General features: G+C 66.9%; 18 protein-coding genes. 10 read left to right on the top strand and 8 right to left on the bottom strand.

Annotated features, from left to right (window positions below; translation table 11 throughout):
- Window positions 1-9: 9 nt before the first annotated feature.
- Window positions 10-546: a hypothetical protein gene (locus AC1PZ7_RS12495; RefSeq protein WP_482355549.1), complete on the bottom strand. Its 537-nt coding sequence runs from the start codon at window positions 544-546 to the stop codon at window positions 10-12.
- 235 nt (window positions 547-781) lie between these two features.
- Here AC1PZ7_RS12495 and AC1PZ7_RS12490 point away from each other — a divergent pair, with 235 nt between their 5' ends.
- The 6 genes from AC1PZ7_RS12490 (at window position 782) to AC1PZ7_RS12465 (ending at window position 5,363) form a co-directional block, all read left to right on the top strand.
- Window positions 782-1,063 (top strand): helix-turn-helix domain-containing protein, encoded by a 282-nt coding sequence (locus AC1PZ7_RS12490; protein WP_482355548.1) that lies wholly within the window; start codon window positions 782-784, stop codon window positions 1,061-1,063.
- 422 nt (window positions 1,064-1,485) lie between these two features.
- Window positions 1,486-1,749: an Arm DNA-binding domain-containing protein gene (locus tag AC1PZ7_RS12485; protein ID WP_482355547.1), complete on the top strand. Its 264-nt coding sequence runs from the start codon at window positions 1,486-1,488 to the stop codon at window positions 1,747-1,749.
- Window positions 1,750-2,012: 263 nt separating this feature from the next.
- Window positions 2,013-2,297: an HdeA/HdeB family chaperone gene (locus AC1PZ7_RS12480; protein ID WP_482355546.1), complete on the top strand. Its 285-nt coding sequence runs from the start codon at window positions 2,013-2,015 to the stop codon at window positions 2,295-2,297.
- Window positions 2,298-2,685: 388 nt separating this feature from the next.
- Window positions 2,686-4,389: a uracil-xanthine permease family protein gene (locus AC1PZ7_RS12475; RefSeq protein ID WP_482355545.1), complete on the top strand. Its 1,704-nt coding sequence runs from the start codon at window positions 2,686-2,688 to the stop codon at window positions 4,387-4,389.
- 181 nt (window positions 4,390-4,570) lie between these two features.
- Entirely contained in the window at window positions 4,571-4,906 is a 336-nt protein-coding gene (locus tag AC1PZ7_RS12470) for an STAS domain-containing protein (RefSeq protein ID WP_482355544.1), read from the top strand.
- Between the two features lie 34 nt (window positions 4,907-4,940).
- Window positions 4,941-5,363, top strand: a complete 423-nt coding sequence (locus AC1PZ7_RS12465) for an ATP-binding protein (protein ID WP_482355543.1) — start codon at window positions 4,941-4,943, stop codon at window positions 5,361-5,363.
- Between the two features lie 7 nt (window positions 5,364-5,370).
- Here AC1PZ7_RS12465 and AC1PZ7_RS12460 read toward each other — a convergent pair whose 3' ends face one another.
- From AC1PZ7_RS12460 to AC1PZ7_RS12445, 4 genes are all read right to left on the bottom strand, one after another.
- Window positions 5,371-6,966, bottom strand: a complete 1,596-nt coding sequence (locus tag AC1PZ7_RS12460; protein ID WP_482355542.1) for a Na/Pi symporter — start codon at window positions 6,964-6,966, stop codon at window positions 5,371-5,373.
- Between the two features lie 189 nt (window positions 6,967-7,155).
- Complete coding sequence (locus tag AC1PZ7_RS12455; protein WP_482355541.1) at window positions 7,156-7,527, bottom strand: response regulator; 372 nt, start codon at window positions 7,525-7,527, stop codon at window positions 7,156-7,158.
- Window positions 7,528-7,541: 14 nt separating this feature from the next.
- Window positions 7,542-9,833 (bottom strand): response regulator, encoded by a 2,292-nt coding sequence (locus tag AC1PZ7_RS12450; protein ID WP_482355540.1) that lies wholly within the window; start codon window positions 9,831-9,833, stop codon window positions 7,542-7,544.
- A gap of 17 nt (window positions 9,834-9,850) precedes the next feature.
- Window positions 9,851-11,029, bottom strand: coding sequence for a PP2C family protein-serine/threonine phosphatase (locus AC1PZ7_RS12445; RefSeq protein ID WP_482355539.1), 1,179 nt, complete (start codon window positions 11,027-11,029; stop codon window positions 9,851-9,853).
- 265 nt (window positions 11,030-11,294) lie between these two features.
- Here AC1PZ7_RS12445 and AC1PZ7_RS12440 point away from each other — a divergent pair, with 265 nt between their 5' ends.
- A complete protein-coding gene (locus AC1PZ7_RS12440) occupies window positions 11,295-11,609 on the top strand; it encodes a hypothetical protein (protein WP_482355538.1) in 315 nt (104 codons plus the stop codon).
- Between the two features lie 226 nt (window positions 11,610-11,835).
- Here AC1PZ7_RS12440 and thrS read toward each other — a convergent pair whose 3' ends face one another.
- On the bottom strand, window positions 11,836-13,797 hold the full coding sequence (gene thrS, locus AC1PZ7_RS12435; protein ID WP_482355537.1) for a threonine--tRNA ligase: 1,962 nt from the start codon (window positions 13,795-13,797) through the stop codon (window positions 11,836-11,838).
- Window positions 13,798-13,862: 65 nt separating this feature from the next.
- The gene (yidD, locus tag AC1PZ7_RS12430; RefSeq protein WP_482355536.1) at window positions 13,863-14,183 is read right to left on the bottom strand and encodes a membrane protein insertion efficiency factor YidD; all 321 of its coding nucleotides are present in this window, start codon (window positions 14,181-14,183) and stop codon (window positions 13,863-13,865) included.
- A 59-nt stretch (window positions 14,184-14,242) separates the two neighbouring features.
- Here yidD and AC1PZ7_RS12425 point away from each other — a divergent pair, with 59 nt between their 5' ends.
- On the top strand, window positions 14,243-14,698 hold the full coding sequence (locus AC1PZ7_RS12425) for a hypothetical protein (protein ID WP_482355535.1): 456 nt from the start codon (window positions 14,243-14,245) through the stop codon (window positions 14,696-14,698).
- A 129-nt stretch (window positions 14,699-14,827) separates the two neighbouring features.
- Here AC1PZ7_RS12425 and AC1PZ7_RS12420 read toward each other — a convergent pair whose 3' ends face one another.
- Complete coding sequence (locus AC1PZ7_RS12420; protein WP_482355534.1) at window positions 14,828-15,277, bottom strand: iron-sulfur cluster assembly scaffold protein; 450 nt, start codon at window positions 15,275-15,277, stop codon at window positions 14,828-14,830.
- Between the two features lie 242 nt (window positions 15,278-15,519).
- On the opposite strand from AC1PZ7_RS12420, the gene folE reads away from it, so the two are divergent.
- The gene (folE, locus tag AC1PZ7_RS12415) at window positions 15,520-16,158 is read left to right on the top strand and encodes a GTP cyclohydrolase I FolE (RefSeq protein ID WP_482355533.1); all 639 of its coding nucleotides are present in this window, start codon (window positions 15,520-15,522) and stop codon (window positions 16,156-16,158) included.
- Between the two features lie 19 nt (window positions 16,159-16,177).
- Window positions 16,178-16,678 (top strand): phosphoribosyl-AMP cyclohydrolase, encoded by a 501-nt coding sequence (gene hisI, locus AC1PZ7_RS12410; protein ID WP_482355532.1) that lies wholly within the window; start codon window positions 16,178-16,180, stop codon window positions 16,676-16,678.
- Window positions 16,679-16,749 lie beyond the last annotated feature (71 nt).

The following is a 16,749-nucleotide window of genomic DNA, read 5'->3' as shown; positions in this document are numbered from 1 at the left end:
AATTCTGTTTCAAGTAATGTCTCCGACTGCATCGTGACGTTGCAGCTGAATCAAGCGCGCAACATCCCAGCGGATGCGCCGCAGTTCAGGCCACGGGAAATGCCGCCCCTCCGCGCCATCAGCGCCGACGGCGATCAGAACGTCGAGTTTCGCGGAGAGGCCGCTGAGAGAGGTGGCCTCCGCTGCAAAGAGCCTCGCGATCAGGCGCTCTTCATCAGTGGACGCCGCCCCCTCCTCCTCTCTGGTGCCGGAGTAGCCGACAGTGCGATCCGCCTCGTCCCAACGCTGCTGATGCGCGCGCAGCGCGGCAGCGACTTCTTCGCGCTGTGAGCAGAGCGACGGCAGATCGGCTGCAAGCTCATCGAGCTGCCGCAGCGAGCTGATCCGCACGGGCGACGCTAACTCGGCTGCGGCAAGAACCACCTGCGGAAACCCAACCGTCCGCGCGAGTTCGGATTCCAGTCGCTGCTGTTTTCGGCACAGAGCGAGCGTGCGCCGATGCGCGGTGCGCCACGCTTTCCATGCAGTGATGGCGGCATCCGACATGCCGCCATCGTGCGACGCGGCTGCAGCTGAACTTTTAAAGGAAGAGCCGCCGACCGTCGCCAGGGCGGCAGAGAGAACGTCCCTCCGGGATGGTCGGGACAGACTCGTGCTAGTCTCAGAATCAGCCATGATCCGAGCTCCACACAGCTTGGGTTGTGGTCAGGCCGGACTGAGTGTTACCGTACTTAGTTCGGCCGTCTAAACGATAGAAATAATATCAATTAGGACTCGCCGCGTGTCAACTCAGGATCAAGAGCCGAGCCCTGAGCTCATTACAACGAGACAGGTCAAAGCGGCACGTGCTCTGCTGGATTGGTCACAGGCCGACCTGGCTCAGGCGTCAGGTGTGTCCGAGCCGACGCTTGCTCGTCTAGAAGCTGAAGACGGCGCATTAGGCGGACGTCGAATAACGAACGCGAAACTCCGAAGCGCTTTGGAGCGTGCGGGTATTGAATTTATTTCCGAGTCTGACGGCAGGATAGGTGTGCGCTTTCGTCAGCCACCAGCACCTAACTGACGGCCGACACGGCCAGTCAACCCAGCGCCCCCTGCAAATCATGCCGCGCCTCGCAGCAGAAATTTGAATTGCCCATTGCACCCCAGCCAGAATCACGTAGCGTCCCATGGGAAATCAGCCCATTTCAGATAGTACATTGAAATTGTTGGCCTATCTGTTGGCCTCGCCTATTCGATCAAAATACTTATCACATATATTTGAATACACTGTCGTGAGTATTTTTTGCTTGCTCAGGGAGCCACTCCCCCGTTTCCGGGGCGGCTCAGATCTTCCCAGATCATTCCCCTACCCCATTGAAATTGCTGAATAGTTTCATTTCCAGCCTCCGCTCGCTTTCCCAGCCAGGATCAGCCAGAGCCACCCCATCCCGCGAATTTATTGGCCTGCAGCCCATGTTTTGCTGATCCCAGCAATCAGCAGGGATGGCGAACATGGCCTTGTCAGATGCAGCGTGCCGGACGGCCAAAGGCCGGGCAGGCGAATACAAACTTTCCGACGGTGGTGGCCTCTATCTTTTCGTGAAGCCCAACGGCGCCCGGGTCTGGCAGCAGGCCTACAGATTCGCGGGCAGACAGAAGAAACTCACCCATGGGCCTTCACCCCGTGACATCGGAACGTCCACCTGCCGGAGCTTCACGACAATCCCTTCAGGCTCGAGCGCGGCCTCGCGGAGGACCGCTTCTTAGGGGGCGGCCGATCCTGTCGGGCCGTGAAAGCCGGCCTGATCGCTCGCGCGGCTTGCGCGCTCCCGAAGGTCCGATCCGCACCCGTCAGGCGCCATTCCTGCCCATCGCTTCGCGCGCAAGGTCGGCAGCCCTCGCAGATGACGAAGCCGGATTGCCGGCCATTTCCGTCATGGTAATTTCGCGACGCCCGGCGCAGGATGAAATCGGCGCGCAATGCTGGCGCCTCGGACAGTTGCCGCAGTCAACCGTGTGGAAACGAGCCCATGAAATATGTGATCGCCGTGGTGGCGATGATGGCCAGCCTGACCCCTGCCGCGGCTGAAAAATGGGACCTGTCGACGATGACCTGCGAGCAGTTCATCAACAGCGACAAGACCACGATATCGGTCATCCTGTCGTGGCTCGACGGCTACTACAAGGACGAGGACGCCCCGCCGGTCATCGACACGGATGCGTTCGTGCAGAACGCCGAGAAGCTCGCCGGCTACTGTGCCGCCAATCCCCAGATCGGGCTCATCACCGCGACGGACAGTCTCTTCGGCGAATGAGGATATTCTCCCGGCCGATGGCGCCGGCAGCACCGCCGCCCCGGGGCCCCCTCCGGAGCCCTGCCATTCCGGTCGGGCTCGGCACTGCTTCGTCGTGGCCGGATACTGGCCGCTTCGTGATCGAGACGGCCGACACCGCCCTCCCCGGCGCGTCCTGCCGGTCCGGAGGCGGTCCCGCGTCGATGCCGGACACTTGAACGGACCGAAGTGCTCCGCCTTCGCCCGAAGCCGGATACCGCCACTCTTGCCCGCCACCGGTCGAGGTTCCATAGTCACTCATCGGATTCCCCACGCAACGGTACCGACCCGCTGAGAAATCCGCCGCTTCGAGACGGGACCGGCGATGGCGGCGTCCGTCGCCCCTCCTTCCTTTGGTCAGCTCCCTCTTATGTCGCGCAAGCCTTCCAACATTCTCTATTCGGTCGACGAGAAACCGCCGGTCGGCACGCTCATCGTTCTCGGCGTGCAGCACGCGACCCTCGCTCTGCTCTTCCTCGTCTACCCGCTGGTCGCCGCCGTCGAGGCCGGCCTGTCCTTCGAGGATACGCAGATATTCATCACCAGCTGCATCATCTTCATGGGGCTCGCGACGCTGGTGGAGTGCCTGCCCCGGCCCGGCGCCGGCATGCTGCTGGTGCAGATTCCCAACATGGCGCATCTGCCGCTCGCCGTGCAGTCGCTGGCGGCCGGCGGCCCGGCGCTCTATGCCGGCATGAGCCTCATCGCGGCCGTGTCTCAGCTCACGCTGTCCCGCTTCATGGGCGCGTTGCGCGCGGTCTTCCCACCGGAAATCTGCGGCGTCGCCGTCACCATGCTCGGTGTGGCGCTGGCCGAACCGGCGCTGCGCCGGGTGTTCGGCCTGAGCGCCGAAGGCGGCCACGCGATCGACCTGCGCTACCCGATGGTCAGCCTGGTGGCGCTCGTCATCATCATCCTGCTCGCCGTGTTCTCGCGCGGCCTCCTGCGGCTGTTCGCGGTGGCCATCGGCGCCGGGGTCGGCTGGGCGCTCGCGGCCTATGTCGGCGTTGCCCCGGTGCCGGCGCAGAACTTCTCCTCCCTGCCCTTCGTCGACCTGCCGAAGCTCGGTTTCCCCGGCATCAGCTTCATTTCCTGGGCGCTGGTTCCCGCCGCCATCCTCACCGGCGTGATCTCTGCGGTCGACATGCTCGGCACCGTCGTGTCGATGCAGCGCATGGACGATGCGGACTGGCGCCGCGCCGATCTCCTGCAGGCCGGCCGCGCCATCCGCGCCAACACCATCGCCGATATGGGCACGGCGGTCACCGGCGGCTTCGCCAGCGCCTCGTCCTCCGCCGCCATCGGCATCGCCTTTGCGACCGGTACGACGGCATGGCGGGTCGGCGCCGTGTCGGGCGTGGTGATAATCCTGGCGGCATTCTCGCCGCGCCTGATCGCCGCCCTGACCATCATCCCGCCCCCGGTCATCGGCGCGATCCTGATCTATGCCGCCGCCTTCCTCATCGTGGCGGGCATGGAGCTCATCCTTTCCCGGCGCCTCAGCGACCGGCGCATCTTCACGGTCGGCCTCGCCGTGCTCACCGGCCTCGCCGTGGCGATCCTGCCCGAACTCGTGCACAGCACGCCGGAATGGATGCAGCCCATCCTCGAATCGCCGCTGTCCGTCTCCACCGGCGTCGCCATCGCGCTGAACCTGTTCTTCCGTATCGGCATCCGCCAGGAAGCCTCGCGCCAGGTCGCGGTCGGCGACAATCCGTTCACCGTCACGACCGAATTCCTCGAACGCCAGGGCGATTTGTGGGGCGCGCGGCGCGACGTCGTCGCTGTCGCCATTCCGGTCGTCGCCGAGGGCGTGGAGATGCTGCTCGACACCGGCGTCGCCGAGAGTCTGGAGATGCGTGCCCACTTCGACGAGAACAATTTCGACGTCAGCCTGCTCTACAAGGGCGAGGCGATCGAGATTCCCACCCATCGCCCGGCGCCGGAGGACCTGCTCGGCGACGCGCAGGCCGTCGCCCGCTTCGTCGGCTATATGCTGAGCAAACGCGCCGACAAGCTGGTGCTCGCCAAGGATGGCGAGCGTCAGATGCTGACCATGCGCTTCGAGCACTGACCAGGTCTAAGTGGGGCCCGGGTCCAGGCGGGGCCGGGGTCCGACGGCAGGCCCTCCGCTTGCGCCATTTCAGCTTTGCCGATAACTCTGGGGCGATCCTCACGCGAGTGGCTGGCAGGCGCGCCGAGAGGCGCGGGCCGTCGTTTACGCGTTGCCGTAACGGTATTTCTGGAGCCGGGCCTTGATACATATCGACCGCATCGTCCAGGGCAATGTCCTCGTCACAACCGTGAAGGGACGGCTCGACAGCAGTTCGTCTCCCAAGCTGGACGAGTTCCTCGCGACGGTGCCGGGCGACGGCAGCGTCGTCCTGCTCGACTTCGCCGAACTCACCTACATCAGCTCCGCGGGTCTGCGCGTGGTGCTCAAGGCCACCAAGCTGGCGCGCAGCTCGGGCGCCACGCTCGCCGTCTGCGGCCTGGTTCCGCAGGTGCATGAGGTGTTTGACGTCAGCGGCTTCTCGACCCTCATCCCGATCCACCAGAACCGCGAGGCGGCACTCGCCACGCTAGTCTGACCGAACCCAGCCAGCCGGACCGGCGGAACGGGCCATGACCGACCTTGAGCTCGACATCCGCCTCAGGAACGATCTGGGCCAGCTCGATGGGCTGATCGACCGGATCGAGGCCTTCGTCGCGGAGGCGGGCATCGCGCCGACGCCGGCCTACCGGCTCCAGCTCGCGGTCGACGAGTTCTTCAACAACGCGGTCGACTACGGCTATCCCGACGGCCGTGACGGCGAGATCGAGGTGCGGGTGCGGCGCGTCGGCGACCGGCTCGAACTCGTCTTCAGCGACGACGGCGAGCCGTTCGACCCCTTCGCCGCCCCCGCGCCCGACGTCACCGGCACGGTCGAGGACCGCCGCATCGGCGGGCTCGGGGTGCATCTGGTGCGGACCCTCAGCGACAGCTTCGCCTATGAGCGAGCGGGGGGACGCAACGTCCTCCGGCTGGGCTTTTCCCTCGCCGCCTGACGAGGTCTCAGGAGGCGTTCAGCGCGCGGTGCACCTGGGTAAAGTCGTTCACCAGCCGGCGTGCCAGCCAGACGATGCGCTCGAACAGCACCGTCATGCGGAACAGCGCGTTCTGCACCTGGGTCGATATCTCCTGCTGCGAGGACAGCCGCTGGCGCAGTTCCTCCATCAGATGGTCGCGATGGCCCAGAAGGCTCAGCACCAGGTCCGGCTCCTCCGCGCCGAGGCTCTCCGCATGTTCGGCCACCGCGCCGAGCAGCAGATGCAGCGCCTCGGTCAGCCGCTGCGCCGTCGGCAGGTCGCGCGCCGTCGCCGCCTCGAGAGCATAGTCCGCCACCGCCTCATGCAGTGCCCCGGCATTGGTCGCCGCGTCGTCGAGCAGCAGCGCGACCGCCACCTGGTCCCGCGCGAGATGCGCGTCGAGCAGCGAGGCGAGGTAGGACTTGATGGAACCCGACAGGCTCGACCCGGCGGCGCGCAGCACCGGCGCCGGCGGCACGGAGACGTCGCCCTCCTCGCGCACATGCTCGAGCAGCTGCGGCAGCCGCGCGCTCAGGCGCGCCACCTCGCGGGTCGACAGGTCGAGCGCGGCCGCCGTGTCGTTCAGCGCCTCGCGCATCAGGAAGGCAGGTTGCGACAGCGTCTCGGCCGCGTCCATCGGCAGCAGGCGCGCCACGATGCGGCGGGTCGTCTTCTGCATCAGGGCCGCGATGGTCGCACCGCCGATCTGCGCGGCGAGGAAGACCAGCGCCAGCTCGGCGCCGACATCGTGTCCTTCCGGCCCGAGCAGCGCCGCCATGGCGTCCGGGCGCCAGGCGGCAAAGAGGGCGAGAGCCGCCAGCAATATCGACCCGCCGGCCTTCTGCACCACCTGCAGGCTGAAGACGACGCGGCCAGGACTGGTCTCGCCCGGAATCAGCGCCGCGTTGTTGATCATGGCGGCGGCGTTGGCCCCGGCGATCAGCGGCAACGCCGACCAGAGGTCGAGCAGCCCGCCGCCGACCGCCGCCACGGCCAGCGCCGCCGCCACCGAGGAGGACTGCGCCGCGACCGAGAAGCCGGCGCCGAGCAGTGCCAGGAGCCATGGGTTCTGCACCGCCGAATCCCACCAGGGATGGTGCATCAGCGCCTCGCGCATAGGACCGACGGCGACGGAGACGAGATGCATGCCGAACAGCAGCAGCGCCGCCCCAAGCGCCGCCTCCAGCACGTTGCGCATGCGGTCGCCGCGGGCGAGCCGGAAATAGGTGGCGAAGCCGACCACGCCGATCACGATTCCCGCGACGGTCGAGGTGTCGATGGCGACGATGAGCGGCAGCAGCGAGGTGCCGACATTCGCCCAGGTCGGTGCCAGCAGCGCCGGTCCGTCGGTCAGCACGCCGCCGCGCACGAAGGACACGACGATCCACGACACCGCCGTCGAGCTCTGCGTCACCATGCCGGCGATGGTGCCGTTGACGGCGACGCTGAACGGCCCGCGCAGCGCGTGGGCGAAGGCCGCGCGCGCGCGGCGCCCGACCAGCGGCACAAGGTTGCTCGAAAGCCCCCGGACGCCGATGAAGAAGAGTCCCAGGCCGCTCAGCAGAAGCGCGATCGTCGCCATACGCCCGACTACTCTCTGCTTCGAACGGACACGGGACGGCCCTTCAATGGACAAGCACGCCTGGGGAAATCACGCCTGAAAAAATCCGGCCGACGAAACGCCGGCCGAGTCGGGATAGGCAAGACGTACGCCGTTATCGGGTCGTCATATGACGGGACGGTGACAAGACGCACGCCCGCTGCGGCCCGCTCACTCGGCCATGCCGAGCTGCGCCTTGATCTTGCCGAGCAGGCGCGGCAGTTCCACCGGCTTGGTGTCGAAGTCGTCGCAGCCGGCGGCCATGGCGTCCTCGCGGTCCTTGGCCATGGCGTGGGCCGTGAGGGCGATCACCGGTATGCCGGCGGTCTCGGGATGGGCCTTCACCTGGCGCGTCGCCTCCCAGCCGTCGAGCACCGGCAGGCTCATGTCCATGAGGATCAGCGCCGGCTTCTCCGACAGAGCGAGATCGACGCCCTCCTGCCCGTTCACCGCGATCACCACCTCGAAGCCGTTGCGTGCGAGCCGCCGCGAGAGCATGTCGCGGTTCATCTCATTGTCTTCGACCAGAAGAATCTTCGCCATCGCTCCCGCTCCGTTCAATGGCCGCGACCGGCGATATGCGCCAGAGCCGAACCGAGCGTGCCGATCGGCTGCGCGCTCTTGTTGAGGATCAGCAGCGTGTTGCGCGCCAGGAAATCGCGCTCGTGATCCGTCAGTTCCTTGGCGGTCAGCACGACGATGGGCAGCTCGGCATATTTCGGTACCGCCCGCACCTTTTCGAGGAAGGTGAAGCCGTCCATCACCGGCATCATCAGGTCGAGCAGCACCAGCGACGGCGGATGGTGAGCATCGAGCCAGCCGATCGCCTCCTGCCCGTTGCCGGCCTCGGCCACGGCGAGCCCGGCGCCCTCGATGGTCGTACGCACCATGGCGCGCACCTGCGGGTCGTCGTCCACCACCAGCACCACGCCCTCGTCGGCGCCGGGGGCGAATTTGTGGATCAGCGCGATCAGCCGCTGCCGGTCGACCGGCTTGGTCATGTATTCCGACGCGCCGAGCGAATAGCCGAGGTTCCGGTCGTCGACGATAGTGAGCATGATGACCGGGATATGCTCCAGCTCGGGCTCGGACTTCATGATGCCGAGCACCGACCAGCCGTCGATCTTCGGCATCATCACGTCGAGCGTGACGATGTCCGGCGGCTCCTTGCGCATGATGTTGAGCGCCTCGATGCCGTCGCGGGCGTGGCGCAGGAGGTAGCCCTCCTTGCCGAGCGTCGCCGCGAGCACTTCATGCACCGCCGGGTCGTCGTCGACCACCAGCACGGTGATCGCGCCCGGCTCGGAGGGAGCGCCCGGATCGACGATGTCCGCCGCACCGCTCTCGGCGGGCGCGACATGCGTCTCGACCGGCAGCTCGATGGTGAAGGTCGACCCCTTGCCCGCCTCGCTCTTTACCGAGATCGTGCCGCCCAGCATGGCGGCGAAATGCTTGGTGATGGTGAGGCCGAGCCCGGTACCGCCGAAATTGCGGGTGGTCGAGGAATCCGCCTGGGTGAACGCCTGGAACAGGCGGCCCATCTGCTCCTCGCTCATGCCGATGCCGCTGTCGGTGACATCGAAGCGGATGGCGCTGCAGCCGTCGATCATCCTGTCGCGCGAGATGCGCAGCGTCACGGTGCCGTCCTTGGTGAACTTGGCGGCATTGCTCAGCAGGTTGATGAGGCTCTGCTTCAGCTTGGTGAGGTCGGTGCGCAGCGTGCCGATGTCGATCGGGCAGTCGATCACCAGCTGGTTGGCGTTCTTCTGCATCATCGGGCTGACGATGGTCTTCACCTCGTCGACCATCCGGCTCAGGAACACCTGTTCGAGATAGACGTCCATCCGCCCGGCCTCGATCTTCGAGAGGTCGAGGATGTCGTTGATCAGCCCCAGAAGGTGCTTGCCGGCCGCCTGGATCTTGTCGAGGTCGGCGACCATGGCGGTGTCGCCATTGTCGGCGGCGTCCTCGGAGAGGATCTCGCTGTAGCCGATGATGGCGTTGAGCGGCGTGCGCAGCTCGTGGCTCATATTGGCGAGGAAGGCCGATTTCACCTGGCTGGCCGATTCCGCCGCCTCCTTGGCCTCGCGCAGCTGATGCTCCATGCGCACGCGGTCGCTGATGTCGACGAAGGTGGCGATCACCGCCGGCGTGCCGCGAAAGTCGAGCCGCTCATGCGAGACGATGGTGGAGATCGTCGAGCCGTCCGCATGCGGCAGGTTGAACTCCTGCCGCTCGGTGGACGGGCTGGTGAGGACGTCGACGAGCTGCCGGCCTTTTTCCGCATCGCCGAGCAACACCGAGACCGGCTGGCCGATCAGCGTGGCGACGTCGCGGCCGATCAGGCGGCCGAAACAGCCATTGGAATGTCGGATGACGTTGTGCGCGAAATCCATGATGACGAGGCCGACCGGCGCCGCCGCGTCGATGGCGCGCAATTGCTCCTCGTCCTCGCGCAGCTTCATCTCGGCGAGCTTGCGCTCGGTGATGTCGGTGTAGATGGCGATGAAACCGCCGCCCGGCACAGGATCGCGCCGCACTTCGAGGATGGTGCCGTCCGGCCGCGTGCGCTCGAAGCGGTGCGGCGTCTCCAGCTGGGCGAGGCGCTGGGCGAGCGCGGTCTCGATGTCGACGTCGCCGAATTCGCCGCGCGCGCCGAGATAGCGGATGTAGTCGGAGAAGGTGTGCTCGGTGCCGAGGAACTCCTCCGGCATGTCGAGATAGTCGCGAAACAGCTGGTTCCACGTCACCAGCCGGTGCCGGGCGTCGTACATGGCGACGCCCTGCGACATGTTCTCCAGCGTCGCGCGCAGCAAGGTCGCCTCGCTCACCCACTCGTCCTCGGTCATCCGTTCCTCTCGTCCCCTCACGCCGCGCCGGGCGGATCCAGCGTCAGCAGCAGCGCCGCCATGTCGTCGAAGGCCGGCAGCCCGGCCTCGAACGCCCGCACCCCCGCCGCGAGGCGCGGCAGCGGCTCCTTCTCCTCGCCGAGCGCGGCGAGAAACATGCCGACCCGCTCCTCGCCATAGAGGTCACCGGCATGATCGTGCGCCTCGGTCAGCCCGTCGGTCACCACCATCAGCCGCTCGCCAGGCGCCAGCGTGATCGAGGCGGCGCCGAAGGCAAACTCTTCCATCACCCCGAGCGCCGGCCCGCCGGCGGCGGTGAGCCGCGACACCGTTCCGTCGACCGCACGCAGATAGGGCGGCACATGGCCCGCGCGCACATAGGCCAGGGTGCCGCTCGCCACGTCGAGCACCGCCAGCAGCAGCGTCACGAACATGCAGGACGCGTTGCCTCGCGCCAGCGCGTCGTTGACCAACCCCGCCGCGCGTGCCGGATCGGCGAAGAGTTCGGCCGCGTCGGGGCGCGTGCCGAGCGAGCGGAACATCGAATGGGTGCGCGCCATCATCAGCGCCGCGCCCGCCCCCTTGTCGGAGACGTCGCCGACGACCAGCACCATATGCGTGTCGCCGACCGGGAAATAATCCACGAGATCGCCGCCGACTTCCTTGGCCGGCTCCAGCAGCACGTCGATGGCGAGCCTGCGCCCGCCGAACGGGCCGGCGAAGGGCGGCGGTACCAGCGCCAGCTGCAGGGTGCGCGCCTCGGCCAGCTCGGCCTGCTTGCGCTTGAGCTCGTCGCGCGTGCGGTCGCGCAGGCCCTTCTTCTCCAGCGTGGCGAGCACGCGGGCGCGCAGCAGCGTCGGGTTGAACGGCTTGAAGATGAAATCGTCGGCGCCCAGCTCGATGCAGCGCACCACCGGCTCGATCTCGTTCAGCGCCGAGACAACGATGACCGGCAGATCATTGATGCGCCCGTCCGCGCGGAGCTGATCGAGCACGCCGAAACCGTCGAGTTCCGGCATCATGATGTCGAGCAGGACGAGGTCGTAGGCCTTGCGGTCGATCGCGGCGAGCGCCTGGTGGCCGTTCTCGGCCTCGTCCATGTGCGAGAATCCGAGCCGCCTCAGGCGGCGTATCAGCAGGTCCCGGTTCTCCGCGACATCGTCGACCACCAGAATCGCAGCGTTCTGGTCCGTCATGATCCCGCTTCCACCGTGCTCCGACCCCGACACTGCCCGGCGCCGGGCACGCCAATGCGAGGCAGGCCGATGCGGGGCAAGCGCGGACTATCCACACAATGACCCGCCATAGCAACGCCGCCGGACGGGGGTGCCGCGACAAATATTGCACCGATCGCCCCCGGCGCGACGCCTCCCGCAACGTGATGCGCCCATTTGGCGCCGGCCATGGCGGTGCCGCCCACGGGCGCCTAAATAGGGGATCAGGGAGGCGTGACGTTCACCGATGAAGATCATCCCAACCGCCGCGCTGCTATTGATGCTGGACATCACGGGCAACGCGGCCCTCGCGCAGATTCAGACAAGGCCGGTGCAGTCCATGCCGCCACGCCGCGATTCGGTTCAGCCGAACAGCCAGAACCTGATGCAGGGCCCGTCCTACTGGACGCCGCAGCAGCGCCGGCTCAACGTGCCGGGCGCCACCAGCAATCCGAGCCAGAGGCGGAACACCCTGCCTTATACCGCGCCGCCACCGGCGACGGTGACACCGGCACCGCCCGCGCCCGCCCCGGTCCGGCCCGCCGAGACGCCGGAGAAGTGAAAGGCAACCGGGGCCATCTTTGCCCCGTCATGCCGAGGTACCAGCCGGCGGCCGGACTCGACGCGCACAGGCGCCGGGCGCCTCGGGATGACGCTTCTTCAGCGGCCTCATCCGCACGAGCGCCGTCATCCCCGGGGATCGGCCCGGGGATCCACGACTTTGACCTCAGCTAAGGCGTGGAGGACCGGACCGGGCCCGGTCCTCGCGGTGTAAGAGGCTGAAGCCCTCAGTCCCGCTGCAGGTCCGGCGGGCTGGCTTCCGCCACCAGCGAGGCCAGCGCCTCGTCCAGCGTCAGCGTGGTCTGGTTGGGCGAGCCGAGCCGGCGGATCGAGACGGTGCGCTCGGCGGCTTCCTTGCGCCCGACGACGATCAGCGCCGGCACCTTGGCCAGCGAGTGCTCGCGCACCTTGTAGTTGATCTTCTCGTTGCGCAGGTCGCGCTCGACGCGCAGCCCCATCTTCTTCGCCGCCGCGACGATCTCCTCGGCATAGTCGTCGCCCTCGGAGGTGATGGTCGCCACCACCGCCTGCACCGGCGCCAGCCAGAGCGGGAAATGGCCGGCATGGTGCTCGATCAGGATGCCGGTGAAGCGCTCCATCGAGCCGCAGATGGCGCGGTGGATCATCACCGGGGTCTTCTTCTGGCCGTCGGCGTCGACATAGAAGGCGCCGAAGCGTTCCGGCAGGTTGAAGTCGACCTGCGTGGTGCCGCACTGCCACTCGCGGCCGATGGCGTCGCGCAGCGTGTATTCGAACTTCGGGCCGTAGAAGGCACCCTCGCCCGGCAGGATGCCGGTCTTGATCTTGCCGCCGGACTCGGCCTCGATCTGGGTCAGCACCCGCCCCATCACGTCCTCGGCATGGTCCCACACCGCATCCGAGCCGACGCGCTTGTCGGGCCGGGTGGAGAGCTTCACCACGATCTCCTCGAAGCCGAAATCGGCATAGGTGGAGAGGATCAGCTCGTTGATCTTCAGGCACTCGGCTGCCATCTGCTCCTCGGTGCAGAAGATGTGCGCGTCGTCCTGGGTGAAGCCGCGCACGCGCATCAGCCCGTGCAGCGCGCCGGAAGGCTCGTAGCGGTGCACCGCGCCGAACTCGGCGAGGCGCATCGGCAGGTCGCGGTAGCTCTTCAGCCCGTGCTTGAAGATCTGCACATGGCCGGGGCAATTCATCGGCTTGAGCGCATAGACCCGGTCATTGTCCTCGGTGTCGCCGGCCGGCTGCACCTTGAACATGTTGTCCTTGTACCAGCCCCAGTGGCCGGAGGTCTCCCACAGCGACTTGTCGAGCACCTGCGGGGCATTGACCTCGGCATAGTCGGCGGCGAGACGGCGGCGCATATAGGAGACGAGGTTCTGGAACAGGTTCCAGCCCTTGGGGTGCCAGAACACGACGCCCGGCCCCTCCTCCTGGAAGTGGAACAGGTCCATCTCCCGGCCGAGCCGGCGGTGGTCGCGCTTCTCGGCTTCCTCCAGCTGGTGGAGATAGGCGTCGAGTTCCTCACGGGTGCGCCACGCGGTGCCGTAGATGCGGGTCAGCATCGGGTTCTTGGCGTCGCCGCGCCAATAGGCGCCGGCTACCTTCATCAACTTGAAGGCGTCACCCACCTTGCCGACGCTCGGCATGTGCGGGCCGCGGCAGAGGTCGAACCACTCGCCCTGCTTGTAGATCCTGATCTTCTGGTCGGCGGGGATCGCGTCCACCAGCTCGACCTTGAACGCCTCGCCCTTCTCCTTGAAGACGCGCTTGGTCTCGTCGCGGTCCCACACTTCCTTGGTGAAGGGCGCGTCGCGGGCGATGATCTCGCGCATCTTCTTCTCGATGGCGACGAAATCGTCCTGATTGAACGGCTCGTTGCGGAAGAAGTCGTAATAGAAGCCGTTCTCGATCACCGGGCCGATGGTCACCTGGGTGCCCGGCCACAGGGTCTGCACGGCTTCCGCCAGCACATGCGCGGCATCGTGACGGATGAGTTCGAGCGCTTCGGGGCTCTCGCGGGTGACGAGCTCGAACTTCGCGTCGCGGGTGATGGGATCGGAAAGGTCGCTCAGTTCGCCGTCGAGCTTCATGGCGAGCGATTTTTTCGCCAGAGATTTGGCGATGGAGGCGGCGACCTCGGTGCCCGTGGTGCCGGAGGCATAGGCTCGGACAGCGCCATCGGGAAAGGTCAGGTTGATATCGGACATCTGGCTTTTCTCCTGCCCACTCCTGCGAACCACGCAGGTAGGCGATTTGTCAGTAGGCTTGTTGGTCAATCGTCGCGCGCGCCCTCCGTCTTCGGGGTTCGCGCGTAGCGCCACGGCATATACCACACGGCTTTTGGCGGCAATTCGACCGGCACGGCCTCATAGCCCGATCCGCCCCACGGATGGCAGCGGCACACGCGCCCGGCCGCCATCCAGCCGCCGGCCCAGGCGCCATGGGTCTCGATGGCCTCCTCGGCGAATTCCGAGCAGGTCGGAAGATAGCGGCACTGCCGGCCCATGAAGGCCGAGAACGTATAGCGATAGACGAGGATCGGCACGCGCAGCGCAAGGCGCGGCAGACGCGCGATGACACGCCCCGCGCTCATCGTCTCTCGCCCCTAACCGGGAACCTGTGAGAGTCCGGCGCGTTGCCCAGACGCGGGTCATGTCCGACCCGCATGGGGAGAACGCGCCGATGGCCGAGTGGAACTGGAGTACCGTGGTGCTGGCCGCCTGCCTGACCCTGGCCAGCAGCCCGGCCTTCGCCCAGCAGCCGCCGGCCGGCACGCACACCTCGCCCGGCCCGGAAGGCGGCACGCAACCCGACGAATCCGCCGCCAGTTCGCCCGAGGTCGATCCCGACATGCAGCGCGTCGCCGCCTGCAAGGCCGAGGCACTGAAGAAGCTCAAGCAGCGCTCCCCCTCGATCGACGACATCTACATGGACGTCGACGGGCTCACCATCGCCCAAGCCGACGCCAAGCTCGGCGACACGGCGGTCAAGGGCGTGATCATGGGCGAGGCCTATATCCAACGCGACCGCTCCGATACCGCGAACCGCTTCCTGTGCCTTACCGGCGCCAAGGGCGAAGTGCTGTTCACCTTCTTCACCGAACGTTGAGCCTTCCCTCATAGCGTCATCCCGGCCGAAGGCGCAGCCGCAGGGCCGGGATCGCTCTCCGTTCTGCCCGCGATCCCGGATCGGCCTGTGGCCGTCCGGGATGACGACGGCCGGGACGCGATCCGCGCCCTACTCGGCCGCCTGGCTGTCTCGGCGCGCCTCGATCTGGTCGAGCGCGTCGACTACCGCGTCGAAGGTCAGCAGGGTCGAGGCATGGCGCGCCTTGTAATCGCGCACCGGCTCCAGCACCGCGAGTTCTGCCCAGCGACCGCCGGGCGGCGGGCCGTTTTCCTTCAGCATGCTGCGCATGGCCTCGCGCACCTCGCGCAGTTCCCGCGCGGTCGAGCCGACGACGAGGCTGCCCATCACCGAGGAGGAGGCCTGCCCGAGCGCGCAGGCCCGCACCTCGTGGGCGAAGTCCGTCACCACCCCGTCGCGCATGGCGAGGTCGATGGTGACGGTGGAGCCGCAAAGTTTGGAATGCGCCGTTGCCGACGCGTCGGGCGAGGCAAGGCGGCCGAGGCGTGGTATATCGGCCGCCAGTTCAAGTATGCGGCGATTGTAGATTTCGTTCAGCATGCCTCGTCCGTTCGTCCTCGCAAAGACGCCCTTTGCCCGCATTGCAGCCAGCCCATGCCTCCATATATAGGTGCGGTGGTCGACCTGCGAAAGCGACAACCGGATGGCTCTTCCGGCGCTCGTGCAGGGCGGTTATGTTTGGAACGCGTCACTGATCCGTACCGGGTGATGGCACGTATGGCGAGTTGGACCGGCGACGCTTCGGCGTCCGGGATGAGATACGCCGTCGAACGGAGTTCGTCATGGATGCCGTGCTTAAGTCGCTGATGCGTAGTGCCCAGAACGAGATCGAGGCGTCCGCCGCCCGTCGCCCCTCCCGCGAGGAGGCCGAAGCGGCCGTCCGCACGTTGATCGCCTGGGCCGGTGACGACCCGGAACGCGAGGGCCTGCTCGACACGCCCAAGCGGGTCGTGCGCGCCTATGAGGAATTCTACAGCGGCTACCGCGCCAATCCCGACAACATCCTCGACCGCACCTTCGGCGAAATCGGCAATTTCGACGACATGGTGATGGTGCGCGACATCGAGTTCCACTCGCACTGCGAGCACCACATGGTGCCCTTCGTCGGCAAGGCGCACGTCGCCTATTTTCCGGTGGAGCGCGTCGTCGGCCTGTCGAAGATCGCCCGCATCGTCGATCTGTTCGCCCGCCGGCTGCAGACCCAGGAGCACCTGACCTCGCAGATCATCACGGCGATGGACGAAGTGCTGAAGCCGCGCGGCGTCGCCGTGCTCATCGAGGCGGAGCACATGTGCATGGCCATGCGCGGCGTGCGCAAGCAGGGCGCCTCGACCGTCACCTCGCAGTTCACCGGCATCTTCCGCGACGACCCGCAGGAGCAGGTTCGCTTCATGAGCCTGCTGCGCGGGATGCGTCCGTGATCGCCCGCCGCTGCTTCTCGTGACCGACCTCCCCTTTTCCCCGCGCGGCAGCAATGCCGAGATCGAGGAGGGCGACCGCCTTTCCCCGAAATTCGACGCTGACGGGCTCGTCACCGCGGTGGCCGTCGATGCCGACGACGGTGCCGTGCTCATGGTCGCGCACATGGATGCGCGGGCGCTGGCACTCACCATAGAAACCGGTGAGGCGCACTATTTCAGCCGCTCGCGCCGCCGGCTGTGGAAGAAGGGCGAGGAGAGCGGCCACGTCCAGAAGCTGGTCGAGCTGCGCGTCGACTGTGATCAGGACGCCGTGGTGCTGCGCGTGCGCATGCCGAGCCTTGGCCCGGGAGTTCCCGGCGCGGCCTGCCACACCGGGCATCGCTCCTGTTTCTTCCGCTCGGTGCCGCTCGGCGCGGCGCCCTCGCCCGAACTGAAGCTCAGCGTCAACGACGCCGGCAGGCTGTTCGACCCGAAAACGGTGTACGGCACGCCGAAGAAGACCGAAACGCCGCGTTTCTAAGGCGGCCGGCGGTTCTATGACGCCGTCATCCCGGCCGCAGGCGAAGCCGGAGCGCCGGGATCGCCCTGCGC

The sequence above is a fragment of the Ancylobacter sp. TW_SC_1 genome, from assembly GCF_056836805.1.
This window is presented reverse-complemented; position numbering and strand designations above follow the sequence as displayed.